General features: G+C 49.1%; 33 protein-coding genes. 15 read left to right on the top strand and 18 right to left on the bottom strand.

Annotated elements, in window-relative coordinates; translation table 11 throughout:
- Positions 1–10: 10 nt before the first annotated feature.
- Positions 11–775: an SDR family NAD(P)-dependent oxidoreductase gene (locus KNQ05_RS06180; protein WP_214804755.1), complete on the bottom strand. Its 765-nt coding sequence runs from the start codon at positions 773–775 to the stop codon at positions 11–13.
- Positions 776–857: 82 nt separating this feature from the next.
- Here KNQ05_RS06180 and KNQ05_RS06185 point away from each other — a divergent pair, with 82 nt between their 5' ends.
- Complete coding sequence (locus tag KNQ05_RS06185; RefSeq protein WP_214801576.1) at positions 858–1,253, top strand: MerR family transcriptional regulator; 396 nt, start codon at positions 858–860, stop codon at positions 1,251–1,253.
- On the opposite strand, the gene KNQ05_RS06190 is transcribed toward KNQ05_RS06185, so the two are convergent.
- Positions 1,250–2,326, bottom strand: coding sequence for a threonine aldolase family protein (locus KNQ05_RS06190; protein ID WP_353048686.1), 1,077 nt, complete (start codon positions 2,324–2,326; stop codon positions 1,250–1,252). The two genes, KNQ05_RS06185 and KNQ05_RS06190, sit on opposite strands and share 4 nt — an antisense overlap.
- A 127-nt stretch (positions 2,327–2,453) precedes the next feature.
- Here KNQ05_RS06190 and KNQ05_RS06195 point away from each other — a divergent pair, with 127 nt between their 5' ends.
- On the top strand, positions 2,454–3,125 hold the full coding sequence (locus KNQ05_RS06195) for a hypothetical protein (RefSeq protein WP_214804759.1): 672 nt from the start codon (positions 2,454–2,456) through the stop codon (positions 3,123–3,125).
- Between the two features lie 200 nt (positions 3,126–3,325).
- Positions 3,326–3,622, top strand: coding sequence for a hypothetical protein (locus tag KNQ05_RS06200; protein ID WP_088836969.1), 297 nt, complete (start codon positions 3,326–3,328; stop codon positions 3,620–3,622).
- Between the two features lie 63 nt (positions 3,623–3,685).
- On the opposite strand, the gene KNQ05_RS06205 is transcribed toward KNQ05_RS06200, so the two are convergent.
- The 6 genes from KNQ05_RS06205 to KNQ05_RS06230 all read right to left on the bottom strand — a co-directional run bounded on the left by KNQ05_RS06205 (position 3,686) and on the right by KNQ05_RS06230 (position 7,212).
- Positions 3,686–4,828: a GGDEF domain-containing protein gene (locus tag KNQ05_RS06205; protein ID WP_214804761.1), complete on the bottom strand. Its 1,143-nt coding sequence runs from the start codon at positions 4,826–4,828 to the stop codon at positions 3,686–3,688.
- Positions 4,829–4,937: 109 nt separating this feature from the next.
- On the bottom strand, positions 4,938–5,186 hold the full coding sequence (locus tag KNQ05_RS06210) for an SPP1 phage holin family protein (RefSeq protein ID WP_214769812.1): 249 nt from the start codon (positions 5,184–5,186) through the stop codon (positions 4,938–4,940).
- Complete coding sequence (locus KNQ05_RS06215; protein ID WP_214801432.1) at positions 5,183–5,845, bottom strand: M15 family metallopeptidase; 663 nt, start codon at positions 5,843–5,845, stop codon at positions 5,183–5,185. The genes KNQ05_RS06210 and KNQ05_RS06215 overlap by 4 nt, the downstream gene beginning before the upstream one ends.
- Before the next feature lie 22 nt (positions 5,846–5,867).
- Positions 5,868–6,671, bottom strand: coding sequence for a helix-turn-helix domain-containing protein (locus KNQ05_RS06220; protein ID WP_214804763.1), 804 nt, complete (start codon positions 6,669–6,671; stop codon positions 5,868–5,870).
- A 145-nt stretch (positions 6,672–6,816) separates the two neighbouring features.
- On the bottom strand, positions 6,817–7,017 hold the full coding sequence (locus KNQ05_RS06225) for a hypothetical protein (RefSeq protein ID WP_214804765.1): 201 nt from the start codon (positions 7,015–7,017) through the stop codon (positions 6,817–6,819).
- A 15-nt stretch (positions 7,018–7,032) separates the two neighbouring features.
- Positions 7,033–7,212, bottom strand: coding sequence for a hypothetical protein (locus KNQ05_RS06230; protein ID WP_088836964.1), 180 nt, complete (start codon positions 7,210–7,212; stop codon positions 7,033–7,035).
- A 179-nt stretch (positions 7,213–7,391) separates the two neighbouring features.
- Between KNQ05_RS06230 and KNQ05_RS06235 the strand changes: the two genes are divergently transcribed.
- Together KNQ05_RS06235 and KNQ05_RS06240 are read left to right on the top strand one after the other, a co-directional pair.
- Positions 7,392–8,504, top strand: coding sequence for a GGDEF domain-containing protein (locus KNQ05_RS06235; protein ID WP_088836963.1), 1,113 nt, complete (start codon positions 7,392–7,394; stop codon positions 8,502–8,504).
- A 13-nt stretch (positions 8,505–8,517) separates the two neighbouring features.
- Positions 8,518–8,775 carry a hypothetical protein gene (locus KNQ05_RS06240; protein WP_088836962.1) on the top strand — a complete coding sequence of 86 codons (258 nt, stop codon included), beginning with the start codon at positions 8,518–8,520 and terminating at the stop codon, positions 8,773–8,775.
- 77 nt (positions 8,776–8,852) lie between these two features.
- On the opposite strand, the gene KNQ05_RS06245 is transcribed toward KNQ05_RS06240, so the two are convergent.
- Positions 8,853–9,044, bottom strand: coding sequence for a hypothetical protein (locus tag KNQ05_RS06245; RefSeq protein ID WP_214769431.1), 192 nt, complete (start codon positions 9,042–9,044; stop codon positions 8,853–8,855).
- Positions 9,045–9,178: 134 nt separating this feature from the next.
- Between KNQ05_RS06245 and KNQ05_RS06250 the strand changes: the two genes are divergently transcribed.
- From KNQ05_RS06250 to KNQ05_RS06260, 3 genes are all read left to right on the top strand, one after another.
- Complete coding sequence (locus tag KNQ05_RS06250) at positions 9,179–9,400, top strand: DUF4177 domain-containing protein (protein ID WP_214765805.1); 222 nt, start codon at positions 9,179–9,181, stop codon at positions 9,398–9,400.
- Positions 9,401–9,414: 14 nt separating this feature from the next.
- Positions 9,415–9,876, top strand: a complete 462-nt coding sequence (locus KNQ05_RS06255; protein WP_214765802.1) for a GNAT family N-acetyltransferase — start codon at positions 9,415–9,417, stop codon at positions 9,874–9,876.
- 166 nt (positions 9,877–10,042) lie between these two features.
- The gene (locus KNQ05_RS06260; RefSeq protein ID WP_214804767.1) at positions 10,043–11,281 is read left to right on the top strand and encodes an MFS transporter; all 1,239 of its coding nucleotides are present in this window, start codon (positions 10,043–10,045) and stop codon (positions 11,279–11,281) included.
- A gap of 20 nt (positions 11,282–11,301) precedes the next feature.
- On the opposite strand, the gene KNQ05_RS06265 is transcribed toward KNQ05_RS06260, so the two are convergent.
- Both KNQ05_RS06265 and KNQ05_RS06270 read right to left on the bottom strand, forming a co-directional pair.
- The gene (locus KNQ05_RS06265) at positions 11,302–12,096 is read right to left on the bottom strand and encodes a cytochrome c oxidase assembly protein (protein ID WP_214805071.1); all 795 of its coding nucleotides are present in this window, start codon (positions 12,094–12,096) and stop codon (positions 11,302–11,304) included.
- A 3-nt stretch (positions 12,097–12,099) separates the two neighbouring features.
- Positions 12,100–12,570, bottom strand: coding sequence for a DUF2243 domain-containing protein (locus tag KNQ05_RS06270; RefSeq protein WP_088836960.1), 471 nt, complete (start codon positions 12,568–12,570; stop codon positions 12,100–12,102).
- 227 nt (positions 12,571–12,797) lie between these two features.
- Between KNQ05_RS06270 and KNQ05_RS06275 the strand changes: the two genes are divergently transcribed.
- From KNQ05_RS06275 to KNQ05_RS06295, 5 genes are all read left to right on the top strand, one after another.
- Positions 12,798–13,340 (top strand): hypothetical protein, encoded by a 543-nt coding sequence (locus tag KNQ05_RS06275; RefSeq protein WP_088836959.1) that lies wholly within the window; start codon positions 12,798–12,800, stop codon positions 13,338–13,340.
- Positions 13,341–13,389: 49 nt separating this feature from the next.
- Entirely contained in the window at positions 13,390–13,608 is a 219-nt protein-coding gene (locus KNQ05_RS06280; protein WP_088836958.1) for a PLD nuclease N-terminal domain-containing protein, read from the top strand.
- A 153-nt stretch (positions 13,609–13,761) separates the two neighbouring features.
- Complete coding sequence (locus tag KNQ05_RS06285; protein ID WP_088836957.1) at positions 13,762–14,205, top strand: MarR family winged helix-turn-helix transcriptional regulator; 444 nt, start codon at positions 13,762–13,764, stop codon at positions 14,203–14,205.
- A complete protein-coding gene (locus KNQ05_RS06290) occupies positions 14,202–14,627 on the top strand; it encodes a MarR family winged helix-turn-helix transcriptional regulator (protein ID WP_088836956.1) in 426 nt (141 codons plus the stop codon). The genes KNQ05_RS06285 and KNQ05_RS06290 overlap by 4 nt, the downstream gene beginning before the upstream one ends.
- Positions 14,628–14,649: 22 nt before the next feature.
- Positions 14,650–15,033: a hypothetical protein gene (locus tag KNQ05_RS06295; protein WP_214765792.1), complete on the top strand. Its 384-nt coding sequence runs from the start codon at positions 14,650–14,652 to the stop codon at positions 15,031–15,033.
- A 246-nt stretch (positions 15,034–15,279) separates the two neighbouring features.
- On the opposite strand, the gene KNQ05_RS06300 is transcribed toward KNQ05_RS06295, so the two are convergent.
- From KNQ05_RS06300 to KNQ05_RS06310, 3 genes are all read right to left on the bottom strand, one after another.
- Positions 15,280–15,444: a hypothetical protein gene (locus tag KNQ05_RS06300; protein WP_214769437.1), complete on the bottom strand. Its 165-nt coding sequence runs from the start codon at positions 15,442–15,444 to the stop codon at positions 15,280–15,282.
- 145 nt (positions 15,445–15,589) lie between these two features.
- Positions 15,590–15,949 (bottom strand): DUF2178 domain-containing protein, encoded by a 360-nt coding sequence (locus KNQ05_RS06305; RefSeq protein ID WP_214804769.1) that lies wholly within the window; start codon positions 15,947–15,949, stop codon positions 15,590–15,592.
- Between the two features lie 64 nt (positions 15,950–16,013).
- Positions 16,014–16,691, bottom strand: a complete 678-nt coding sequence (locus tag KNQ05_RS06310; RefSeq protein WP_214804771.1) for a glyoxalase — start codon at positions 16,689–16,691, stop codon at positions 16,014–16,016.
- Between the two features lie 113 nt (positions 16,692–16,804).
- Here KNQ05_RS06310 and KNQ05_RS06315 point away from each other — a divergent pair, with 113 nt between their 5' ends.
- Entirely contained in the window at positions 16,805–17,671 is an 867-nt protein-coding gene (locus KNQ05_RS06315; RefSeq protein ID WP_214769445.1) for an alpha/beta fold hydrolase, read from the top strand.
- A gap of 115 nt (positions 17,672–17,786) precedes the next feature.
- Here the strand turns inward: KNQ05_RS06315 and KNQ05_RS06320 are convergent, their stop codons facing one another.
- Positions 17,787–18,836, bottom strand: coding sequence for a DUF871 domain-containing protein (locus KNQ05_RS06320; RefSeq protein WP_214804779.1), 1,050 nt, complete (start codon positions 18,834–18,836; stop codon positions 17,787–17,789).
- A 136-nt stretch (positions 18,837–18,972) separates the two neighbouring features.
- Here KNQ05_RS06320 and KNQ05_RS06325 point away from each other — a divergent pair, with 136 nt between their 5' ends.
- Entirely contained in the window at positions 18,973–19,461 is a 489-nt protein-coding gene (locus KNQ05_RS06325; protein WP_214804781.1) for a DUF4825 domain-containing protein, read from the top strand.
- A gap of 92 nt (positions 19,462–19,553) precedes the next feature.
- Here KNQ05_RS06325 and KNQ05_RS06330 read toward each other — a convergent pair whose 3' ends face one another.
- The 3 genes from KNQ05_RS06330 to KNQ05_RS06340 all read right to left on the bottom strand — a co-directional run bounded on the left by KNQ05_RS06330 (position 19,554) and on the right by KNQ05_RS06340 (position 23,909).
- Positions 19,554–20,927, bottom strand: coding sequence for a PTS transporter subunit EIIC (locus tag KNQ05_RS06330; protein ID WP_214765770.1), 1,374 nt, complete (start codon positions 20,925–20,927; stop codon positions 19,554–19,556).
- A gap of 13 nt (positions 20,928–20,940) precedes the next feature.
- Positions 20,941–21,825: an N-acetylmuramic acid 6-phosphate etherase gene (gene murQ / locus KNQ05_RS06335; RefSeq protein WP_214804783.1), complete on the bottom strand. Its 885-nt coding sequence runs from the start codon at positions 21,823–21,825 to the stop codon at positions 20,941–20,943.
- Positions 21,826–21,968: 143 nt separating this feature from the next.
- Positions 21,969–23,909: a glycoside hydrolase family 3 protein gene (locus KNQ05_RS06340; RefSeq protein ID WP_214804785.1), complete on the bottom strand. Its 1,941-nt coding sequence runs from the start codon at positions 23,907–23,909 to the stop codon at positions 21,969–21,971.
- Positions 23,910–24,066 lie beyond the last annotated feature (157 nt).

The following is a 24,066-nucleotide window of genomic DNA, read 5'->3' on the forward strand; positions in this document are numbered from 1 at the left end:
TTTTACGCGTTTAGTTCGAGTTCGCGCCACCGGCATACGTAAAGAGTGGTCCGCGTAGCTGGAAGGAATAATCTGCAGCATTGACGATCCCGACGATTGCGTCACTTTCGAGCAATTGATCGAGGAACGTCGCCATTTCTGCCGCTGTATGATACTGCGGGACGTTTTTGCTGTAGTCGAATCCAGCCTCCCCGCGTGAGCGATCTGCGAATTCGGTTTCCGTCGCTGCCGGTGCAAGAACTTTTGCCCGCAACTTCGCACCGGATTGTTGCAATTCCTGCGCGAGGCCTTCCGTGTAGGCACTGACATAGAACTTCGTCGCACAATACGTGACCGCATTCGGAACGATCCGGTAGCCGCCGCCTGACGAGACGTTGAGGACCGTTGTCCCTTCGACGTCATGGTGGTCACGGACGTACAGACTCGTCAGGACCGTCAACGCTTCGATGTTCAAACGAAGCATCTTCTCGATTTTTCCGATTTCGATGTCTTTGACGTTGTCGAAGTCTCCGAATCCGGCGTTGTTGATCCACGTCTCGATTTCAAGGTGCTTGACGTCGTCATACAACTGATGCACGTTCGCCATCTCCGTCAAGTCGACTGAATGAAGGATGATATCAAGTTCCGGATAGGTCTTCAGTAAATCGTCCCGTAACGCTTCGAGCTGATCGCTCCGCCGGGCGACGAGGACAAGCGACTTTCCTTTTGCAGCGAGAACTTTCGCCGTCTCAAACCCAATCCCTGAACTTGCTCCTGTAATGACCGTATACTTCATCTGTTTTTCCCCATTTCGTTTTGGTATAGTGAGAGTCTACTCCTTCGAGTGAACTCTAAGTCAAGCAGAAAAGGTGATGTTGATGTATTCCATCTCAGAAGTCAGTCGATTGACTGATACGAGTGCCCACACGATTCGTTATTACGAAAAGGAAGGACTGCTGTTTCCGGACCGGACGGCAAGCGGCGTCCGGCAGTACGATGACAAGCACATCGACTGGCTCCGGTTCGTCCTCCGCCTGCGGGCGACACACATGCCGATTGACCAAATCCGGCAGTATGTCGTGTTGTTCCGCGCTTCTTCAGACGATCACGATACGACGCTTGATCGGCTCGCCCTGCTCGAACAGCACCAAGCCCTTGTCCGGGCGCAGCTTGCCGAATTACAACTGACGGAACAAATGATCACTGAAAAAATCAGCAGCTACCATCGCCTACATCCGTCCATTCCCGGGAAACAGCCTACTCAATCCCGTTAAGCTGAAAATTCTGCCGTCAAGCGGGTGATCAACTGTTCGAACGCCTCGTTTGAGACGGCGTCGAAGGCGTCACCGAAACTGATTTCCGTCGAACAGTATCCGTCGTGTTCGACGAGGTATCCGACGAGTCCAAGTCCAAGTTGATCCTGGATGTGCGCCAATCGTGCAGCGACGTCTGCCACTTCACCATTAAAGTGGAGGTGGAACATGTTTAAGACCGGAATGCGCGGTGTCGTGAAAATGTTGTCGATCGTGTTCAACCGCTCGGCGGCGTACTTTGCCTGCTCATAATAGTGCCCCATCCGGTCCTTGCGTTGCTCATAATAATAGTCGGACGAAATGACATAGGGATAGAGACTGATCAAGTCGCCGCCATAACGCCGTTTCCAAATCCGTGCTTCTGTCGTAAACGCCTTCGGGCCGGCAAGGATCGCACCAGCAATCCCGCCGAGCCCTTTATAAAATGATAAGTAGACGCTGTCGAACAAGCTCGCGACGTCGCTTGCCGGTTTGTCATAATACGGCAACAGTTCCAGCAAACGGGCACCGTCAAGATGAAGACGGATTCCCTGCTCCCGGCAGTAGGCGACAATCGCTTCTAACGCGCTGAATGATGGCGCGACACCACCGAGTTCGCGGTTCGGCAGTTCGAGTAGTAGGCAGGCGATTTCCGGTAAGGCTTTGATGTCGTCTAGCGTCATCATCTTGTCCCGTTCACCGACGAGGATCGGCTCGATCGGATGAAGCTGCCGTAAGCCATCCTGTTCATGCAGCTCTAAGTGACAAAGCGGGTGGTAGGCGACGTGCCGGTTGTCCCGGTCATCGGACCAAATCCGTAACGCGATTTGCTGCGCCATCGTCCCGCTCGGGAAAAAGACGGCCGATTCATGCCCGAGCAACGCCGCGATTTTTTGTTCGAAGTCGTTGATGACCGCCCCGTTCCCGTAAATGTCACTTCCCGTATCGTCAGCGACGTTCAGCAAGGCTTCTTTTAGGACACCGACGTTCCGCTTGCCGTGTCCACTGACCTGCTGCCGCGCTGCTTGAAAACTTCTTCGTAATTCTTCCATCACAAAAAGCCCCCTATTATTTTTGTAAATAATGACTATATTTTGAAAAAACAAATAACAGACTGTACTTCTTTTGCTATACTCTTCCTAAAGATTCATCCCATTCAGGTTGAGAGAAAGGAGTAAACCGGTGCCACAGTCATTTCGTTTAAAAGTTTTTTTGTACATCAGTCTGACGTGTTCCCTTGTTTTATTTGCCCAATCCGTCCTCCCGTCCGTATATTTTTCGGCCTTATCACTTTTACATAAAACAGCTGATTCTTCGTGCGTAGCGCGTTGCGGCAATCAAGGCGATTCGTCCATCATTTCCAGTATCGAATCGTTCAACGTCGACCGTGGTGCCGTCGTCGACATCGAATCGATCACGCCGGAAAAACCGCTCTTTCGGACGAGTTTCGACTCTTCCATTTCGGCTCCACCTTATATTCTCATCTTAATCGTTCTAAGCTTCGCGACGCTCGCCTTTTTTTATTATTATATCAAGATTTACCGACCAAACCGGTTCCAACTCGCGGGGTTCGATTATGAGCATCACGTCACCGTCATCATCCAGCCGGATCATGATGTATCTTCCGAGCTGATTCGCGAACATATTCAATTTTTTAATTTTCGGCTACCGAAACATTTACAACGTTATGGTCATGAAACAATCACGGAATGGTTCAAACGAATCGGTTTCCCTTCCCCCGTCGATCCAGGTTATTTCGAGGTCCGTTACGGCAACAAATGCCAACTCAAAGTTCATCAATTTACGTTTTTCAAGCAAGCGACCGATGATTTTTTACGTAAACAACACCTCTAAACATTAACATTAACGAAGCAGGGCGTGAGCACGACTTCCGCCGCTTCGTTTTTTATTTTTCGACTGATCATCAAATTTCATTTTCTGTCGCTTTTCTGATATTTTCCGATAAAACTGGGTAATAACTACTATATAAGGCAAGCCGATTTTTTTATCCAGGTTTGGACAGGTTTTTTCGCAAGAGAGCGAGGTGAAACGGGATGATTTCAGCACAGGAAGCATACTTTATTAAAAATGGGTTGAATGAGCAATTTGAGGACCCCCGAATCGACTGCGATTTTTCTATTTTCTCGCTCGAACCATTTCAACTCCTGTTACACGTACATGATGCAGACATGGATGAACTGAGTACCGAGATCCGTTATGGGCTAAGTCGTAAAATCCGTTCACAGCTCCATCAACTCGATGCTAAACTGGGTGGAACACCGATCAACGTCGTGTTTGTGGTTTCTGCACCGTTAATCTCTGACAATTCGTACTGTGTGATTTTACATTGAATTTATTCAAAAAAGGCAACAGCTTCTGCGGAAGCTGTTGCCTTTTACGATTACGATCCATATTCAACTCGCATCGTGACGGACGAGCTGATTTTTCCCCGCTGCTTTTGCCGCATACAGTGCCATGTCGGCGCGATCAATTAAATGAATCTCCGTTAGCGCATCATCCGGCTGAACGGTTGCCATCCCTAAACTGACACTGACTTGGTACAGGGGCGCATACCGTTCATGGGGTAACTTCAAGTCGAGAATCCCTGTCCGAATCCGCTCGGCGACAAGCTCTCCTTGTGCCGATTGATCCGAGAGAACGACTGCAAATTCCTCACCGCCGTACCGGGCGACGTGTCCGAATAGTCCAGCCTGTTTCTTCAGGACACTCGCGACCTGTTTCAGACAAGCATCTCCTTGTAAGTGCCCATACGTATCGTTATAGAGTTTAAAGGCATCGACGTCGAGCAGGATGAGCGTCACTTCTGAAGCGGAAAGCCGCGCCTCTTCAAAGACACGCTCAAGGTGTTCGTCGAACGCCCGCCGGTTCGGGATCCCCGTCAAACTATCGTGCAGCGACCGGCGAATCAACGCACGTTTACTGCGTTCGAGCCGAAACGTCTGCAAAAAGGCGAACAAAATCAAGACGGCGACACTTAACACGATGACGATGACCCATTTCGCAGAGGAGGAGGCCGCTTTTGACCGGTTCGTCGCTGCCATGACAATCTGTTCGATTTCAGCCCGGATTTTAATGTCGATCTGGCGAAATTGATTGATGTACGCCATGCCGTCATAACGATTCCGCTCGGCTTCGATCAGATTGTCTTGTTGAATATACGTAAGCTGCTGTTGATAAAAGGCATCGGTCTGTTGCAGGAGCGGCACCGCCTCCTCTTGTAAAATCCGGCGCATCGTCAGGTCAAGATCGTCGAGCTGCTCTAACGCTTCAAGCGACGCCTGCAGGTTCGCGCGCGTCGTCTGGAATTGTTCGAAGTCTTGCTGACGTCGTTCCAGGTAAAAGCTCCGCACCGTTAATTCTTGATCGAGTAGTAAAGGAAACAATTGGGATGCTGTATTCGAAATCGGAATCGCTTCTGCAAGAATCCGGTCGTTCTCCCGCTCGATATTAGAAAACGCAGTGTAACTCCAAATACTTGTAAACATCAATGAAAACAAAGCCGTCATTAAGAACCATTGCAATGCGGAAAATTTCACGTCCAGTCAGACCTCTCTCTTTATACGCTCTCGCAAGAATCGAGAACGATTCAATTCATCACCTCTTTATCGGCATCTCGACTTCAAAGTATTAGTGTTCATCGCACATTCAGTCCGTCGGAACACTGCGCTTGAGTTCGTCAAGCAACGCTTGCGCCTCTTTTGCGGCCCGGGTGACGTTATTGTTTTTCCACCAAGCGACGAGTGTACCCAAAATGCCGACGAGCGTCGTCACTGCAAGATCGACGGCTGTCTCTGCAAATGGTAGCGGATCATACCCGCTCGCAAGAAGCGTCAAATTGACAATCGAATAGAGGGGGACGATCAGTCGCAAGGCTGCTGCATATCGCTTCGTCATCCGCGTCCCTCCTGAAACAAATGACGCCATGTCACAGGGCCAACGATTCCGTCGACTGTGATTTTCACCTGTCGCTGAAAGTCTTTGACGGCACGCGTCAGACCGTCATCAAACCGGCCGCTCGCCGGAAGACGTAACTTCATTTGAATCAAGCGAATCGTCTCCTTGTCCTGACTCCCTTTCGCTAGAGCACGTCCTAGATAAAGCGGGGCAAGGTGCGGCTTCTTCTTCCCGTTGACGGCGTCGAACAGTTGAAAGTGCGGATAATCCCGAAATGGTGTCCAGTCCCCGCCCCATTCCATCTGTCGCTGCTTCATCGCCGCGACAATCCGTGACAACCGTTTGTCCGGTGGTGCTAAAAATTCAGCGCGTGTTCCGTCAGATGAATAACAAAAGAGATCGACGGCGACACCGAAGTTATGATTCGACTGTCCCCCGCGCGCGTAGGTGACGATTTTTCCGGGGCGTGTCCGTCCTACAGCATACAAGGCATCCTGTTCCTGTTTCGTCCGGTAGCTTTGCGCGACGCCGACGTAAATCTGTTGTTGTGCGAGTTCTTTGATGACGCTCCGCGTAATCGTGACGACATCCGCGTCCATTCCCTTGACGGATAATTTCCGATCGGCGCGTTCGAGTAACCATGCTGTGCTGATAGTCATCTGTGTATCCTCCTTTATTTTTTTAAATCAATTGGGCGAGCAAGTCCGTCAGTTCGGCTTCTTCCGGGACTGACGCCGTCCAAGCCGCTCGTCGCTTTTCTTCGAACAGCCGCTGCTCTGTCCGCTCCATTTCGACCCAAGCCGGTAATACGGCTGACGAACGGTGCTTCGTCGGCTTCGTCCTTGCCGGTCGTTCCGCCCGTCTCGATTCATGACGCTTGATTTGTTCACCTGACGTGATCTGACGCGCGTGTAACTGATCGATGACGGCTTTGACGTATTGCCACTTGCGGACATTCGCCGCTGCCGCTTGCTCAATTGCATGGACGACGACGTCATGACTCGTCTTTATCACGGCTTGCGCCAGTTGCTGCTTGATCCAAGGGGAGGTGCAGCCAATTTCTGCTTCGAACAACGTGAAGACCGATGACGCCGTTGAGGATGGTTCTTTTTTTAAAGACTGTTTCTTCAAGACAGGTTCTTCGTCGTCATCTCGCGCCGCCCCGGTAGTCGGCTCCTGCTCCCCCGGTAGTCGTACCGCGTCCGGAACCGATCGGACGTGATATTCATTTGATGTTTGTCCCCCGTGTTGATTGAAGCGTTCCTCCTTTTCAATCAACCCTTTTTCAAGTAACGATGCAAGACACGCTTTGACGGTCGTCTTGCCGCACGGGACGGCGTCCGCAATCGTCTGGTGCGACGGAAAGGCACTCCCGGATGCTCCGGTATAACTCGCTAAAATCAAATAAATCATTTTTTCATGAACCGATGAAAACTGTTGTCCGTCGCGCAGGACACGGTGCTCGACTTGTAAATAAGGGTGCATCGCTCGTTCCTCCTTTGATATGCAAAGGAGGTTCGCCTCCTTTCTCTTAAGGATTAACAGGACCGTTTCGACAATTGTTCGAAAAAAAATAAAAAAAACGTGCGTCAGCTGATTAAAAAATCAGTGACACACGTTTCGTTAGTCTTCACTCGAACCAGAGACTAAACAATAAGGGGAGCAGTCCCGCGAGTAACACGGCCCCAATCGACGATGAGGCGGTCGCGAACACGAACAGTCCTTTTGAGATTTGTTGCCGGCGGTAAGCGATTGATCCCGCCCGGATGATCGTAAAGAGCATCCCACCCGCAATTAAAAATGAACCGATAAGAATGATGAGTTGTTCCAAGATACTACCTCCATGTTACTTAAATATCGTTAAGATAAACGGTAAAGCGAGCAGCACAATCGCTGTCGTGAAAACGATTTTGTAAGTCGCTTCCTGATCCGTGTTCCGCTTCTTTTTTTGTATGTAGACGACACCATAAATAATTGTGACGAGCATAATCAATATGGCGAGTAGTGAACCAAGTGTTGTACTCATCTGTCTCCCCCCTTTTTCAACTAGTATTACGAAAAGGAGGAAGAAAAGGTTTCAGGTTGAATTATATTGAATAAAATTATCTGGTGTATGAAAAATGTACATATCCAATGGTTATCTTTTATTGACAACTTTTGTCAAAGTGGTAATGTGAAAGTATCATGTGCAAGGATGTGAAAACCATGTTCATCGTCGAACTGCTCGTGAATGCCTGCATTGCCTTCACAGGGTTTTATATCATCTCGAAAATTATCCATTCCACCCATTTTGAATCTTATGTCGTCAAGTCAATCATCGTCGGCCTTTTGACTGGGGCACTGGGTGTTTTATTGATGTTCAAGGGAATCGCCGTCAATGAGACGCTTCGGATGGATTTGCGTCACCTCCCACTCGTCTTGCTCGCGTTTTACGGGGGGCGCTTCCCGCTCGTTATCGCAACACTGATCATTGCCTGTTCCCGCTTCTTGTTCGGGGTGACGGAACAAGCTATCGTCGGCTTCACCGCCGTCCTTTGCATCAGTTTCGGGATGCTTGCGCTTCACCGGAAACTGCTCAATCGGCCGTTTTTTCAAAATGTTTCGATGAACGTCTGGGCATTATCAATGATCACCATCGCCGTCTTGATTAATTTAGGTTGGGGTCAACCTGCCCTCACCCTCCTGCTATCGACATGGACAATCGGTTTGGTAGTCGGTATTCTGTCCAGTCTGCTGACGCTCGATTTTCAACTGTTGAACCGGCAAGTCGACATTTATAAAAAGTCAGCCGAAGTCGATCATTTGACCGGTCTCTACAATCGCCGGGTTTGGGATACTCGGACAGCAGGACTTGAACAGGAAGGTCGGATTTACAATATTCTCGCGCTCGATATCGACCACTTTAAGCACGTCAACGATACATACGGGCATGGCAATGGTGACCTCGTCCTACAACAGTTCGCGAACATTCTGAAAGAAGAAACGCGTCCGCATGATTTTACGGCACGGATTGGCGGCGAGGAGTTCATGGTCTTAATCTATGATTTAGCACCGGAAAAAGCGACCAAAGTCGCAAACCGGATTCGTCAACGAATTGCTGCTGAGCACTTCCAAATCGATGGATTCCCGGCAATCGATGTGACGACATCGATCGGTGTCGCCCACGGGAAGAACATTCATATTCAGCGGATGAGTGTCATCGCCGACGAAGCGTTGTATACCGCTAAGCAGCAAGGGCGTAACCGGACGATTTTGTTGGATAGCGAAAGTGAACAACATGTCGCAGCAACTGCGAGCCGGGAGACGGTTCGCTCTTGATCGGAGGTAAAGTATGCAAGAGAAAAAACTTGATTTCATTACGACGGCAGAAGCGATTCTATTCGTCAGTTCACTGTTCATGTGGATTTACGTCGCCCATACCTTTGTTTTTATCGATTCCTTTGCCTCGTTGTTTTTCATGCAATCGTGGTGGCTTCTGTTACCAGTCATGACATTCCTGATGTTTTTGACATCGTTCATCAGTCGCCGGACAGCGTGGCGCTGGAGTAATCCGGAAACGGAAGAGTTGAACGAAAAAAGAAAAGCCTGACTGAGACAGAACAGGAGCACGAGCATGTCCGATTACTTTGGACGACGCTTGTGCTCCTTTTCGCATGCCCCGACGGACTAGTCGCGGGATTTATGTACTTTTCGATTAAAGAAATATTCAATCGTAATCAAGACGAAAGCAACACCGGTTAAGAGGACGAACGCCAGCAAGGAATGGAGCAGCTTTTTATCGACAGTAACGTACATTGACAAATAATAATTGATCGTGACAATCAATCCGAAGTAAATCAGGTAACGCATGTATTTCATGATGGTTCCTCACTCTCTTACTAACTGATTTCTTCATTTTACTCGATAAGTGTGAATCATTCATTGTATATTAGGAAACTTCTCCCATTTTGAAACGTAGGTATGATTAGTCGATTGTCAAAGGAGGTAGCTTCATGTTCGAATACAAGTTCGTGCGGATTGATTTTAAGCGATTATCTGGTAATCCGAAGGAAGATTACCGGGAAGTAATCACGACACATGCCGCAGACGGCTGGCGCTTCGTACAAATTTTCGCACCAGATTTCGTCACGTCCGGTGTTGCCGTCGGTTCTTACTATGAATTGATTTTTGAACGAACAAAACGGTTCGAAATTACGGACACGAAAACATCTTAAGGAGACTCAAACGCATGCACATCGAGACAGCTCGATTACGACTTATTCCATGTACACAGGAACAGCTTCCGGTTATTACCCGTCAAAACTATCAGAACGGTCCCGAAATTACGAATCATTTAAAGGCATTGGAACAGGATCCGTCCTTATTATTCTGGGGGAGTTGGTTAATCATCCGGCAGGCAGATGATGTCATTATCGGTGATGCCGGCTTTAAAGGGAAACCGGATCGAGACGGAGAGGTGGAAATCGGTTACGGTTTGCTCGAGCACTACTGGCAGAATGGATACGCAACAGAAGCTGTCGCAGGGTTGATTCAATGGGCGCGACAGACAACAGCTGTCTCAAACATCGCTGCCAAAACGGATGCAACCAATCGAGGATCGATCCGCGTATTAGAAAAAGTGAACATGGAACGACTACAAGAAACGGATTCAACGATTTATTGGGAAATACAAACAAATCCGATTAACTAGTTCCACAACACCATGTGGTAGCGATATTATTGTCGCTACTTCTTTTTTCGTGTCGCTTCAAACATTTGATTGCCTTCAAACAAACAATCGCGTAACATCAAATGTAATAAATTTCTATTTCTAAATAAAAAATTGGTTATTTACAACCAGAAGGGAGCGCCCGACTATGAATCGTACAGCTTGGAAATACCCTGCTTTACTCCTGATTGGTGTCGGAATCTCGAACTTAGGCGCCTGGGTGTACTTCATTGCCCTCAATTTGATTATTCTTGATCGAACAAGTTCTGCGTTCGCGGTGTCACTTTTATACATGTTAGTTCCTGTCGCTTCTTTAATAACAAGTTTATGGTCAGGTTCTTTGATTGACCGGGTCGACAAACGTAAATTGATGATGCTACTCGATTTATCACGAGCACTCTTCATCGCCCTTCTCCCCTTTATCGACTCGTTGTTCTTCCTCTATATATTTGTCTTTTTGATCAACGTTGTCAGCTCCTTGTTTGAATCCACATCGATGATTTATATGACGAAGCTCGTCTCAAAAGGTAATCGTCAACGTTTTAATGCGTTGAAAAATTTCATTCAATCGTGCGGTTTCATTGTCGGTCCGACGATTGCCGGTCTCCTGTTCATCATGGGCTCACCGTCCCTTGCGATTCATATCAATGCTGTCGCGCTCGCCATTTCTGCCCTTATCTTATTTTTCCTGCCCGCTTTAGAAAAAGAATTGACCTTTGCGCAGGCAGAACGATTGAGTCTTCAAATGATTATCAGCGACTGGAAAGAAACGTTGCGCTTTACGAGCCAGCACCGTTACATCACGCTCGTCTACAGTCTCTTTTGCGTCATGATGGTTTTCATGTCGGGTCTTGATTCACTCGAGGCTTCGTTTGCGACACGTGTGCTTGGTTTCTCGGAAAGTACCTATGGATTTCTTGTCAGTATCGCCGGGATCGGGATCATCTTCGGTTCCATCATTAATGCGACCTGCACGAAATGGCTGCGTCTTCGCTTTTTGATTGGCTTCGGTGCAGTCACTACGCCCATCGGCTACCTTCTATTCGCTACTTCCGATAACTTCATGGTAGCTTCCGCCGGCTTTTTCCTACTGACATTCGCTCTATCGTTTGCGAATACGGGCTTTTTATCGTTTTACCAAAACAATGTCCCGGTCAATCTCATGGGCCGCTTTTCAGGAGTCATCCATGTCGCCGAATCACTCCTCATCATTCTCTTGACGGCGACAATCGGTTTACTCGCCGAAGCCTTTTCCATCCGCGCGACATACATCATCTTTTCAATTGGTTTTTTACTCATCGGTTTACTCACTATACCGCTCGTCTTTAACCGTTCGAAGCAAAATCTTTATGAGCAGCCAATCGAAGAGGAGATAAAAGTCTCGTAAGAAACAACAAACCGTTTCCTTCAGTCCTTCCTCATTTCCAATGTTTCTGACGCTTGTAAACGCGGCGCCGTCGCCTCGTACCAGTGATAACAAAGAATGATGATGAGCGCGAGATCAACGACATCTCCCCCGTAATACATCAGCATGGCCCCTTGTTCCGCTTCCGCCTTCCCCACTCCACCGGGTGGATGAGCGTAGAGATATTTCGAAAGAATCTTATGCCCCGCCAACGCCAGTATTAAAATACCCGCCCGGTAGACGTGACTGTAGCGGTGCGGCGTCAAATCGATATAGATCAGGGCACTTGTAAACAAGTAACCGGCCAGGAAGACATGGAGATGAATCAGGGCATAGAGTGCAGTCGACTGATGCATCATCGGATAGAGTCCTGTCGTATAAAGCAGGTACAAGCCGCCGATGTTTAAAACCGTTGCCGTCATCGGGTGCGTCAAGAGACCAAGCGGCCGACTGTTCAAGACGCCCGTCACCCGTCTTGCCGCCTGCACGGGTAGCGTCCGTAACAATAACGTCACCGGCTTCGCAAACACGAGCAGGAGTGGTGCGAGCATCCCGAGTAAGAGATGCCCCGTCATATGTCCCGCGAAGTTCATGTGTGCCCAGTCTGCAACCGGACCGACGAGCGCAGCACCGGCACTCAGTATCCCGCTTCCCCAAAACACGTACCGATGGATTGGCCAGCGCCGATAGTGATTGTTCGTTTTCCAGGCGGAAACCGGATAAACGAGAAGTAAGACGAGCACGAGGAGCGTCACACTCGTTTCAAAACCGTTTCCCATGCCTTCATGCGTATGCATCACTTATTTCACCTCCTCTGTCGTCCGCAGTTGTTTCCCGGTCTGCAGGAATAACACAATCCCTCCCGCTAAAATAAGCGCAGCGATTGCATTCCAAGCGATATCATACGGAAGAAGTTCCACACCGTAACGAATTTGATGAATTGCGAAGACTTTATGATTGATCAGACCATCGTACAATTGGAAAAAACCTCCGCCGATCATCACACCACTGATCCACCGCTTCATCCAAAAGGCGGATCGTCTCCGTAAGTCCGCAACTAAAAACAGGGCTGCCACTGTCGCGAACCAACTGAATGCGTGAAACAGACCATCGGAAAACAGTCCGACCGCGGTCGTTGATTTGTCATAAAAATGATGCCAGCCTAACAATTGGTGAAAAATGACTTCGTCTAAAAATGCGACGAGACCCAGACCGAATAAAAAACCGGACCCGAGGTTGCGCAACGCATAACGCTGTTGATTTTTCTGCATGAACGGACACTTCCTTTTTTTAGATATACACTTCAACACGAATTTTCCCTCTTACAGGTGTGATAAACGTATATCTTCCAGGAAAATGACCGCCTGGAATGAAAAGATGCTTTCCCCCTGTCCATTTTTTTGATTTTGGTTAAATAATATTAATACCGTTCCTTTTATAATTTTTCCAAAAAGTGTATATTCAAAGTACTAGTCAAAAAGGAGGTTCCACGCATATTATGAAATTCATCAGGACACCCCGGAGGCCTGCACTAAAATGGATTCCCGAAAATGAATGGCCGGATGTATGCAGGAGCCGCTCCCTTACGATTCAGGATCATCCACAGGAATCTTTAATAGGACTGGCTTACAACAACGAAAATCAAGTCGTCCAAGTTACGCGCAATGTACACAAGTTAGATTTTATCTATTACGTCACGCTATTAGAGAATCCGCAAACGACCAAGTCGCTAATCTCATCCCGGTCACACATGACGATTGAATATACTAAAACGTATCATTGTAATCATAAAGAGGTTGCAACCTTTACGTTACTTGACGTCCACGTCCGCAAAGAAGGACTCGGCGAACGTAACCTTCTGTTAGAAGCTTTGATTAATGATGTACAAAAACGTCATCTTTATTATCGAATCAGCGGTGACTTTGAAATCGTCACGCATCATGGCCAAGTATCGACAGATTGTTTTACCCGGTACGGTTTTCAATTACATCAAAATGCATTGATCCTTCAAAATTTCAATGCCGAACTTTTTGTGACGTAACGATCTGATGATCAACGTCAATTATTTTTGGAGAGTGCGGTGACACACTATGAATCATATTCAATCATTTTTACAAAAAACGATTTATTTGACGGGGTTTTGTTTACTTGCCGTCGCTTGTATCGATTTGTTTAAGCGTCAGCAGACACGTGGACCGAAGTGGGTTTGGGGTCTCACCATTTTCAGTGTCAATTACATCGGCCCTCTCCTTTATTTAGCTTGGGGCCGTCACCCGGCAGACAATGTAAACAAGCAAAGCGCCGATTAAAAACACATCGCTATACAACGCCTGTCCTGTTACTGGAACAAGTATTGTACAGCGATGTGTTTTTTCCAAAAATAAGAGCTAGTCCCGCCCCCTTTTTTGTGTTATTTTGTATCTAATCAAATCGTACTATCACTTTAAAACAAGAGGTTACATATGCAACCCAATACAGAGACATTATCGATCGCATGCTGGAACACGATTACGACGTACCACAATCATCAAACGAAACAAGTCAATGCCTTCTTAAAGACGTGGGACCTCTCGCACACGATGTTCGAGGTCTTGCGCTGCTTAAAGTCGACGACGTGTACAAGTCAAAAAGAAATCGCCCGCCTGATTCATGTCACGGACGGGACGATCTCTCAAGGGATTAAAAAGCTGTTCGCCAAGCGACTGATCGAAAAACAACGTCACCGCAAGGTCAACTATTTCCATCTGACACCGGCTGGAGAACGGTTTTTAAACGAAGTCTTACCGAAGTACGAACGTTTTCAAGCGAATCAATTTCATGCCTTGACCACATCGCAACAACACGCGTTACATCAACTTGTAATGCAGCTCCATAGTACACAACAACAGGAAGGGGAAGTTCGATGAATCCACATGCTGCCTTTTCATCGATTGGACACTGGCAATCGATCCAACGCATCCACAATCGTTACGTCAAAGAAGTCAATGATACGTTAAAACAATGGGAACTCTCACGTTCTCAATTCGATATGCTCTATACGTTGTACCAACTAGAGAGCGCGACACAAAAGTCGCTTGAGACGACACTCGAGCTCTCGAGCGGATCGATTTCACAGACGCTTAAAAAACTGATGCAAAACCGACTCTTAACCCGTAAACGGATTGACCGTGAAAAACGGATCGTTCTGACGGCGGACGGGGAAACACTCGTCCAGGCATCCGCGCCGGTCATCGAAGTCATCGACGAGCGTTACTTTCAGTCCTTTACGAAAAACGATCATCAAACGTTTGATCAATTGTTGAACAAAATGCAAAACAGTCAATTTTGATAGCAAAAGGAGGCCGGCCGGCATGATTCTCAGACACTACACCCATCGTCAGTTTTTACCGGCAATCGTTGCCCGGGGCGGCATCTCTACAAACCTTCACACGGAAAGTCCGCATAGCGGTTATTTACTGTTTGAGCTGAACCCTATAACAAATCAACTCGCACAGACCGTCCATCAGTTCTATTCGAACTCAGAACCCCCTTGGGACGAGACGGATACGGTCGTCCTCGACTTTGACTTCGTCAAACTGCAGGCTGCCGGCATCGAGGTGCACAAGACACCGCATCACTTCGCTGACGGCCTGGCGCCGAATCAACCTGCGGATTCTTTCCGCTTCGTTCAAAGCTTCTTGTCGCTCGGTTATTTAACGGAAGCGTCACGAGAGCAGCTGTCGGAATACTATTAGAATGCGATATGACTAGCTGACTTAGAATGGAAAGAAGGAATTGCCATCGTCATAGATGCGCAATTCCTTCTTTTTTCGTTCTATATTATCAGATTGGCCCTCAGGCAATAGTCTGAATGGGCCACTTTCTCAGGTTTGCCACTACATGAGTGAAGCCTAGTTTACGTTTCATCTTCGGTTTTCCTCATAGAAAAATACCCTCGAAACCGTGCTCTGTTCCAGCCTCAATTCAAATTATTTTAAGACTTATTTTTTAGCAGTCGACAATACACCATCTGCAGTAAATTTTACAAATGCACCTACACAAATGGCTAGCATTACTGCACCTGCTTTTGTCTCATATGTACTCGTAAAGAATAATACAGCCGATATGATGATCGCTACGATGGCAGCCATATAGTATTTATTCAAAACCATCTTCTCCTTTCAATGTACCTTCACTAAATACATTACAAATACGTTGTCAATCAGTAAACGTCCGTCCGTCGCTAACGGGCGCCAAGCGTTCGGGCATTAGGAGCTTGCTAGCGTCGTTTTTAACAATTTTTAATCTTTACTACATAACGCGTTTATACAAGAACAGCATTGCCGTGTACGTAAGCATTTGCAAGCTAAACATGATCAATAACGCCGTCATGACATGTTGAATGAGATTAAAGTGAACGAGCGCTAAGAGAGAGAACGCATACACAATACTTAAAGCATAAGATGTACTGCCACTTTTCGACTGGACGGACCGTTGCCGCTCATCAACCGAATCGTTCTTCGGAAAAACCAAATCAACCGTTAACTGGGTAATGCCCGCTAAAATTAAAGCGATGCTGAGCGTGTCCGGTCCTTCAAATACAGCTAAGTATCCTCCATACAACAGAAAAGCAGCAGCTAGAAAACACCTGAACACATTGACTCTTTTCATGATTCACTCTCCTCTTTTAGACGTCATTAACATATTTTTAATCGCGTAGACACCGTTCTACCTCTTATTTACGATGCAGCACACCCTCCCGATCAAGTCGGACATGCATCTGATTATCGATCTCTAACTCGAGCGGACTCGTCAGCGCTATTTTCGGTGAAAATAACCACGGCCGTCCGGCACGTCCGAGCAACAGATGGGTCCCGTCTTCCGCTTCTCCGAGGAAGTTCAGGACATCCGGTTTGATTGGCTGACGATCCCGCCGAACGATACCGAGTTCAGCAAATCTTGCCCCGACACCGGCGACGTCCGGCGTCGTCACGTTCATTTCACCGATATCGAGTATATCCTGTACGCTAAACGTTGAAAGCGACTTATCCGGATTGACATCACGCCGGGCAATCAATTCGACGACGTTCTCGTCCGGATCGTAAAAGTAGACGGAATGCGCATCGATGTTTTCGAAATAGATTTCGTCCACACCGTCCTCGATCAATAACGGTACGTGCTGCTGCAACCAATTCTTCGCCAGCTGAAACGCATCTCCCGGAATATTGAACGCAAAGTGATATTGTTTCTCTTCCTGCATCATGTCCTGTTCAAACCGAAGCTGACTCGTTCCGATTTGGACCGCAAAGGATGTTTCCGTTTCCTCGACGAGCGGAAAACTGAGTGTCCCAGTGTAAAAGTCCTGCATCGGTTTTACCTGATCCGTCCAAAGTGTCGCCACTGTAATTTTCATTCCGCATTCCCTCCATAGTGTTTCCCTTCAATTTCTTAGCTTCAGTATACAGTAAATGATGTATAATACTGGTTAAAAAGTAAGAACTCACCTATCGAAACGGAGGAAGTCAAATGAAACGGTATAACATTGAATGCGCAGGTACCTCTACACAGGTCACCGAATGGGGCGAACCGGACCGTCCGGTGATTTTTTGCCTGCACGGCCTCGGCGGAACAAGCCTCAGCTTCATTGAACTGGCTGATTCCTTGAAACATGACTACCGGATTGTTTCGATTGACGCCCCGGGTCACGGGAAAACGGCACCGTTCACGGACGAACGTGATTATCAGTTCGCGCGCTTTTCTAACTGGTTGAACCAACTGTTTGAACTTCTACAAATCCAAGATTTCTATTTTCTCTCGCACTCCTGGGGCAGTTTCATCGCGCTCTTTTATCAGAAGGAACAGCCGGAGCGGGTCCGCGGATCGATTTTGATTGACGGCGGGTATCAGAGTAAACGGTTGCGGGGCACACTCCTCGAGCAGGAAGCTGCCTTTTACGAGACCGACTTCGAAGAATCGGTCGCAACACTCGAAGCGTTTTTAGACGTCGCTGTCTATGGACCGAAGATGCGCCGGTCGCCGTTACTTGACTTGGCCGGACAAGATTTCGTCCGGATGCAGGACGGACGGTATTACTGGCATGCCCGTGCGAAAACGGCGCGTGCGATCCTGGCGGCAATGTATCAGGACGAAATTCTCGACTTCCTTGACGACGTCCCGGGAGACAACGTACTGTTGCTGCGGGCGACGTTACCCGTCTCGGATGAACCGTTCCGCCAAGAAGCGATTGCCATCTGGCAGGAGAAAACCGGTGGGACGGTAATATCTGCTCCGTCGACTTCCCACATCTTGCACTGGGATGATCCGGAGGTTGTCCTTGAAGCGATTCGGAAAAACTGGTCAACGGATGATGTTTCCGCCCCCTTCACGAGATAGATGACATGGAGCTAATTATGATAGCTTGCACAAAAACAACAAGAGACGTCCCACGCCGAGCATATGCAAGGCATGGACGTCTCTTCTTGCGTGACCTGCTGTTAGGCCACTACGATCAGCACCATTCGATTTGAAACCGTCCCCCGGGTCCAATCTGTTGCAGCAACGGCCGATCCGCCTCGATCACGCGACCGATGACATTGACCCGTTCGTCGCCCGCAAGATTCCGTTTCGTGACTTGCAATTCGCCGGCGTACCGTCCGTACTTAAGATTGTCGATCGTGATCGAGCCGACAGGCCGGTCTGATACGGTCGCGGGTTCAAGCCATCCATTGCCTGGGTGCCCGGAGCTACGCGACTCGACGGACCGGATGACGTCGCGTGCCGGATCCAACCGGTTCGTCTGTACGCGCGTCAACAACGGATCATCGCTTTGACCCGTCGCCCGGAGGACAATGATTCCCTCCTGATAGGCAGCAAACTGGTTCATCGTGCTCGCCGACAAACCCGGGTCTCCGATCAGAATCCGGTCGACGGATGCTTGAAGCTCGAGATAACAGGCAAACGGTGATCTCCTGCGGTGGTCTTCGAGCGTCGGTAACGTGGCATGAAGCGGACCACGCCGTTGTCCGTCTCCCGGAATGAACGCCTGGACACGGATTCCCTGTTCACGGAGCCAGCGGTTTTTATCGTGGAACCAGTCTCGGTCAAGCCCCGTTTCCGGTCGCGGATAAAAGTTGTGCCACGCCTCGACCTGCTCAAGGACAAGTCCCTCTGCTTTCATCGCAGCGAGCTCTTCTGCCGTCAATGTACTAGCGTTTAAGGCGACCATCATCTGTCTTGACAAGTCCGCGACCTGCTTCGGCGTGATGCCATAATCGACCCGCAGACCGGTCACGCCCCATTCGATTAAGGTAGCAGCATCGTCCCACGTCTTGCCTAGTGCGGCAAGCGAACTTGGTGCGATATCCGCGACGAGTTCCATCTCGAGCTCCCGAGCGAGCGCCCCGAGGTCCCGCAAGCGCTCCGTATACAGCGTCGGGTCGTCTTCCGGAATATGTAATGAGGTAAAGATTGAGGTAAAACCAATTGTCCGCATCTGTCGGATGTTGTCTTTCGCCTCATCAGTCAACGGTTCACTCAAATAAACGGCGAGTCCTTTCATCTGCTTCACTCCTCTTGATTGACTAGATGTTCACTCTTGACGAATTGTTACTAAAGTCCCAATATAAGAATTTTTTAGGAGGTATTCTACAAATTATGATACCATGAGAAGGAGATACTTAAAGGAGCGATTATCAATGAAACGAATTTTAATCCCATTGCTGTCGATTGTCTGCCTCGTACTGATTTGGAACGGCTACAGCCAACGTGCTGATTCAAAGATAGACCTGTTCCACTACAAACATACTTATGTCGGCGATAACAGTGCTGTCGGAACGATCGTCAAGCAATTGGCACACCATCAAGAGTTGCGACAAATCGCTCTTGAAACCAGACAAACACCGTACGGAATCACTTTAGACTATAAAGAAATTGAGACAGAAGAAGTCGAACAAGAAATCAAAGAAACGGTCTTGTATAATGCAACCTATCTCTTTGCACTTGTCGACAATGTCGACCACATCACCTTTTCGTTCCCGGACTATACCTTCAAGGTGACGCGGGAACAGCTTGACGGGTGGTACAACACGCAACTCAGCACAATCGAACAGGAAAAAGACTTGAAAAAGCTGATCCGGAATCAGCTGAAGTCCGATAAATCAGTGAATCAGTTTTTTGCTCATTGATTTTAAATGGGCCGGGAGTCAAAAAAAAGATGGAACATCACCTCAAACGTGATCTTCCATCTTTTTATTTCTTCTGAAATACTCTATCCCCGTTAAATCCCGTCTGCCATTTCCTCCTTAAAGCCAAACCAATACGTAAACAGGAATCCTGCCGCGTACGAGATGATAAGACCGGCGATATACGTCAAGTACATCCCGTTATCAATCAACGGTGTCAATGATAGGCCGGATACACCGATTCCAAGCGCCGTCGTCTTCATCGTCGCCTGGAACGCGCCACCGACGGCCGCTCCCATACAAGCCGTCAAGAATGGACGACCGAGCGGCAACGTGACCCCGTACAATAGCGGTTCACCGATCCCGAGGAAACCGACCGGAATCGCCCCCTTGATGATGTTACGTAAACGCTGATTCCGCGTCTTGACGAAAATCGCCAGTGCCGCCCCGACTTGTCCGGCACCTGCCATCGCGAGAATCGGTAAGAGTGGCGTATCGCCAATCGTGTTCAGGAGCTCCAAATGAATCGGTGTCAAGCCGTGATGGAGACCGACCATGACGAGCGGCAGGAAGAATCCGGCGAGCACGGCACCGGCGAGTGGTCCACCGACTTCAAGCGTTGCATTGATGCCTAACATGATGCCGTCGGACAAGATGCCGGCGACCGGCATGATTGCATAAAGTGCCGTAAAGCCGACAATCAAGACCGTAAACAGCGGTGTAAAGATGATATCGATCGAGACCGGCATGAAGCGGCGGATGTGTTTTTCAAGATAGGTCATCAGCCAGGCGGCAAAGATGACACCAAACAGTCCGCCCCGACCGACGACGAGCGGTTCCCCGTATATAACGATGTCGACGAGTAACGGATTAAATAAAATCCCGCCGGCAATCGCTCCGAGGACAGGTGTGCCGCCAAACTCCTTCGCCGTATTCCAGCCGACGAGGATCGCTAAGTAGGCAAAGACGGTACTTCCGAGTAACAATAGAATCTGCATCCAGGTCACTGTTGCATCGACTCCGGCATTCTTCGCGAAGTTCGCTCCGCCGTTGATGATTCCGGATGCGACCAGTCCCGGGATGAGCGGGATGAAGATGTTCCCGATCCGGCGTAAGAAGCGCTTGAACGGGGACTTTTGTTTCTCTTTAACTTTTTGCCGTTCGATCGCGGCCCGTTCCTCGAACGTCAAGTTTTCATCGACCGATTCCTCACCGATTGCAAGTCCTGTCGTGCGGCTGAGATGATCCGCGACCCGGTTGACGGTCCCCGGTCCGACGACGAGTTGTAACGTCTCGTCATCGATGACACCCATGACACCGTCGATTTGTTTAAGTGCCTCGATGTCTGCTTTCGTCGGGTCTTTCAGCGACAACCGGACCCGTGTCATGCAGTGGGCGAGTTGCCGAATGTTATCCGTTCCCCCGACCTGTGCGAGGATGGCTTCCGCCAAGATTTCTTCTTTTTTCATCTTTTATCCCCCCTTAAAGTGCATCACGGACGAATCCGTTTGCGCGGTGCAAGCGTTCGACTGCTTCATCATACGATATGTCGGCTAAAATCATCACGATCGCTGTCTTGACGTGACCGTTCGCCGAAGTGAAAGTACGCGCTGCCGTCTCTCCGTCAACCCCGGTCGCTTCGACAATCATCCGTTTCGCACGGACTTCTAACTTTTCGTTCGTCGACTGGACGTCGACCATCAAGTTTTGATAAACCTTTCCGACGCCGATCATCGCCGCCGTCGAAATCATGTTCAGGACAAGTTTTTGTGCCGTGCCCGCCTTGAGTCGAGTCGAACCGGTCAAGACTTCCGGTCCGGTTTCGACTTCAATCTTGTACTGCGCGTGCTTACTGATGACCGCTTGTTTGTTACAGGACAGGGCAGCCGTCGTCGCACCGACTTCGTGTGCATAATCAAGTCCGCCAATGACATACGGTGTCCGTCCGCTCGCCGCGATGCCGATGACGGTGTCGTTTACGTTTACTTTAAGTGCCTGTAAATCTTCAACAGCAAGCGTCTGACTGTCTTCCGCCCCTTCGACGGCTTGAATCAGTGCCCGTTCCCCACCCGCAATCAGTCCGACGACCATGTCCGGCGAGACACCGAACGTCGGCACACATTCCGCCGCGTCGAGGACACCGAGTCGTCCGCTCGTCCCGGCTCCAATGTAGATCAGGCGCCCACCTACTTGAAACGACTGAATGACGCGCTCGACGACTTGTTTGATGACCGGGATTTCCTGTCGAATGACAGTGGCGACCGTTTGATCTTCCGCGTTCATGACGGTCAACATGTCTTCGACCGCCATGTCGTCCAGGTGCATCGTTCGTTCGTTTCGTCGTTCTGTTGCTAATTTATCTAACATCGTCAACACCCTCTCTACTCACTATGTAACCTTTTAAAAAACTTTAGTTTACTCTTCTTAACAAATCATTAAAATTTTATTGCAAAAAAAGTCAATAGCGAAAGCCCAATCCGATTGATTGAGCTCACCTATTCCCTTCACACTTACCGGTTCCAGTTCCGGAACCCGTCTCCAAACTCGAGATGAAGCACCTCTTTAAACAGACCGTCCTCAAATTTCGGGACATCGACCGGCAGTTTTCCCTGTGGTTTCACTTCACTAAAGATGGCACGGATTCCTGCCGGTAAATTCGGTCCGGCCGATTTCGTGTTCCCGGCTTCCGAGTCGGGCCCGTTTGGATCGCCCTTGAAACCGTAGACAAGCAGTTGCGCTTTCGCGTCCGGTTGCACGGCGACATCATACGGATTCCGGAGACTGAGCAGGACGGACGGTGTGTTGGTCCGTTTCGCCTGACGGAAGACTTCCGCCGGTACATAATGATCCGCCGCCGTCGCTTTCAGCTTGTCACTGTTGTTGACGTTTGAGCCGACGATGATGTAGTCCGCCGCATCCAGCTTTTCTTGCAAGACCTGGTTTTGCTCCAGGTGCGGCGTCGACGCCGTATAATTTTCTGTCACGATGTTGACGTGTTTCAGGTTACCGGCGTTTTTCTCAAGCGACCGGATCGTCTTGACCATACTGTCCGTCTGATCTTTTGCCGGTGACAGGACGAGGATTGTCTCGCCTTTCTTCGGTTTGATCGGCAGTGTTTTCTTATCATTCTTGACGAGCGTGACCGCGGCTTCCGTCATTTCTCGTTCAAGTGCTTTATGCTCCGGACTGCCGACGACCGTTTTTGCTTGTACGAGTTTTTCGTCGAGCGTCGCCGCGTCGACTGTTTCGTTCCAAATGCCGCGCGTTGCTTTTAACGTCAAAATTCGTTCGACGGATGCGTCAATCGTTGCTTCCGATAATTGACCGGCTTCAACGGCTGCAATCACATCGTCAAAAATCGTCTCCAGTTTCGTCACATCGTTCGCAGATCTTAAAATCGTCGGCATCAAGGCGATATCGACGCCTGCTTTAAACGTCTTGATGACGGCTTCCGACTCCGTGAAGTTGTCGGCAATCGCCTGCATGTTCAAGGCATCGGTGACGACAAGTCCGTCATAGCCGAGTTCTTCGCGCAGGACACCGGTGATGACGTCATCCGACAACGTCGCCGGTAACGGGAACGTCCCTTGTTTGGACTCGACGACTTCATCCTCGATTTGCGGCATGCCGATATGTGCCGTCATGATCATGTCGATGCCTTCCGCAATCGCCCGTTTAAACGGAATCAGTTCAAGCTGTTGTAATGCTTCAAGTGATTTATCGACGACCGGCAGACCGTAATGCGAATCGACCGCCGTATCGCCGTGTCCCGGGAAGTGTTTCGCCGTCGCAACGACACCTTGCTCCTGGATGCCGCGTGTCATTGCCGAACCGAGTTCCCCAACCAGGTTCGGATCACTCGAAAACGAGCGAACGCCGATGACCGGATTGCCCGGGTTGTTGTTGACGTCTAGGACCGGACCAAAGTTGACGTTGATGCCGAGGGCCTTCAACTCGGACCCGATGATGCTTCCTGCCGCTTCCGCGTAAACCGGACTGCGGGTCGCCCCGAGTGCCATGTTGCCCGGTAAATTCGTCCCCGTCCCGAGGCGTGTGACGATGCCACCTTCCTGGTCAATCGTCACGAACAGTGGAATGTCGTTACTCGCGTCACTTTTGATGACTTCCTGCAAGTCATGGACCAGTTTCGTCGTCTGTTCCGTTGCACTGACATTTTCCGCAAACAAGATGACGCCGCCTAAATCAAACCGGTCGATGACCCGTCCGACTTCCGGTGCCAGCTGCGTATGGTCGCCCCCGTCCCACAGCCGGAAATCCGGCATGATCATTTGTCCGATTTTCTGTTCGAGCGTCATCTGATCGAGTTGTGCGTCGACCCGCTCCGTGACGGAGGTTGCCGTTTCCGCCGCGACCGGTTGCATCGGTAGCGACGCAGCGAGTAGCGCCGTCGTCAATCCGAGTGTTGCCGTCCAGTTGAGTTTTTGTCCCATGTGCTCAGCTCCCCTTTAATGAAATCATTGACCGTTATAAGACAATGTAATATAAAACATCGTTTTGACTGTACATCGCTCGTTGATCCGTAATTCGTGCGCAAGTTCCCCGTGTTCACCAACAGTATAGCAAGTCCTCATTTAAGAAACAATGTTT

The organism is Exiguobacterium sp. s125, from assembly GCF_018618605.1.
In the GTDB taxonomy this organism is placed as follows: domain Bacteria; phylum Bacillota; class Bacilli; order Exiguobacteriales; family Exiguobacteriaceae; genus Exiguobacterium_A; species Exiguobacterium_A oxidotolerans.

Coding starts and splice junctions, on each gene's coding strand:
- KNQ05_RS06180 (WP_214804755.1), bottom strand. CDS start 775: ATGAAGTATACGGTCATTACAGGAGCAAGTTCAGGGATTGGGTTTGAG.
- KNQ05_RS06185 (WP_214801576.1), top strand. CDS start 858: ATGTATTCCATCTCAGAAGTCAGTCGATTGACTGATACGAGTGCCCAC.
- KNQ05_RS06200 (WP_088836969.1), top strand. CDS start 3,326: ATGATTTCAGCACAGGAAGCATACTTTATTAAAAATGGGTTGAATGAG.
- KNQ05_RS06210 (WP_214769812.1), bottom strand. CDS start 5,186: ATGACGAAGCGATATGCAGCAGCCTTGCGACTGATCGTCCCCCTCTAT.
- KNQ05_RS06215 (WP_214801432.1), bottom strand. CDS start 5,845: ATGACTATCAGCACAGCATGGTTACTCGAACGCGCCGATCGGAAATTA.
- KNQ05_RS06220 (WP_214804763.1), bottom strand. CDS start 6,671: ATGCACCCTTATTTACAAGTCGAGCACCGTGTCCTGCGCGACGGACAA.
- KNQ05_RS06230 (WP_088836964.1), bottom strand. CDS start 7,212: ATGAGTACAACACTTGGTTCACTACTCGCCATATTGATTATGCTCGTC.
- KNQ05_RS06235 (WP_088836963.1), top strand. CDS start 7,392: ATGTTCATCGTCGAACTGCTCGTGAATGCCTGCATTGCCTTCACAGGG.
- KNQ05_RS06240 (WP_088836962.1), top strand. CDS start 8,518: ATGCAAGAGAAAAAACTTGATTTCATTACGACGGCAGAAGCGATTCTA.
- KNQ05_RS06245 (WP_214769431.1), bottom strand. CDS start 9,044: ATGAAATACATGCGTTACCTGATTTACTTCGGATTGATTGTCACGATC.
- KNQ05_RS06250 (WP_214765805.1), top strand. CDS start 9,179: ATGTTCGAATACAAGTTCGTGCGGATTGATTTTAAGCGATTATCTGGT.
- KNQ05_RS06255 (WP_214765802.1), top strand. CDS start 9,415: ATGCACATCGAGACAGCTCGATTACGACTTATTCCATGTACACAGGAA.
- KNQ05_RS06260 (WP_214804767.1), top strand. CDS start 10,043: ATGAATCGTACAGCTTGGAAATACCCTGCTTTACTCCTGATTGGTGTC.
- KNQ05_RS06265 (WP_214805071.1), bottom strand. CDS start 12,096: ATGCATACGCATGAAGGCATGGGAAACGGTTTTGAAACGAGTGTGACG.
- KNQ05_RS06270 (WP_088836960.1), bottom strand. CDS start 12,570: ATGCAGAAAAATCAACAGCGTTATGCGTTGCGCAACCTCGGGTCCGGT.
- KNQ05_RS06275 (WP_088836959.1), top strand. CDS start 12,798: ATGAAATTCATCAGGACACCCCGGAGGCCTGCACTAAAATGGATTCCC.
- KNQ05_RS06280 (WP_088836958.1), top strand. CDS start 13,390: ATGAATCATATTCAATCATTTTTACAAAAAACGATTTATTTGACGGGG.
- KNQ05_RS06285 (WP_088836957.1), top strand. CDS start 13,762: ATGCAACCCAATACAGAGACATTATCGATCGCATGCTGGAACACGATT.
- KNQ05_RS06290 (WP_088836956.1), top strand. CDS start 14,202: ATGAATCCACATGCTGCCTTTTCATCGATTGGACACTGGCAATCGATC.
- KNQ05_RS06295 (WP_214765792.1), top strand. CDS start 14,650: ATGATTCTCAGACACTACACCCATCGTCAGTTTTTACCGGCAATCGTT.
- KNQ05_RS06305 (WP_214804769.1), bottom strand. CDS start 15,949: ATGAAAAGAGTCAATGTGTTCAGGTGTTTTCTAGCTGCTGCTTTTCTG.
- KNQ05_RS06310 (WP_214804771.1), bottom strand. CDS start 16,691: ATGAAAATTACAGTGGCGACACTTTGGACGGATCAGGTAAAACCGATG.
- KNQ05_RS06315 (WP_214769445.1), top strand. CDS start 16,805: ATGAAACGGTATAACATTGAATGCGCAGGTACCTCTACACAGGTCACC.
- KNQ05_RS06320 (WP_214804779.1), bottom strand. CDS start 18,836: ATGAAAGGACTCGCCGTTTATTTGAGTGAACCGTTGACTGATGAGGCG.
- KNQ05_RS06325 (WP_214804781.1), top strand. CDS start 18,973: ATGAAACGAATTTTAATCCCATTGCTGTCGATTGTCTGCCTCGTACTG.
- KNQ05_RS06330 (WP_214765770.1), bottom strand. CDS start 20,927: ATGAAAAAAGAAGAAATCTTGGCGGAAGCCATCCTCGCACAGGTCGGG.
- murQ (WP_214804783.1), bottom strand. CDS start 21,825: ATGTTAGATAAATTAGCAACAGAACGACGAAACGAACGAACGATGCAC.
- KNQ05_RS06340 (WP_214804785.1), bottom strand. CDS start 23,909: ATGGGACAAAAACTCAACTGGACGGCAACACTCGGATTGACGACGGCG.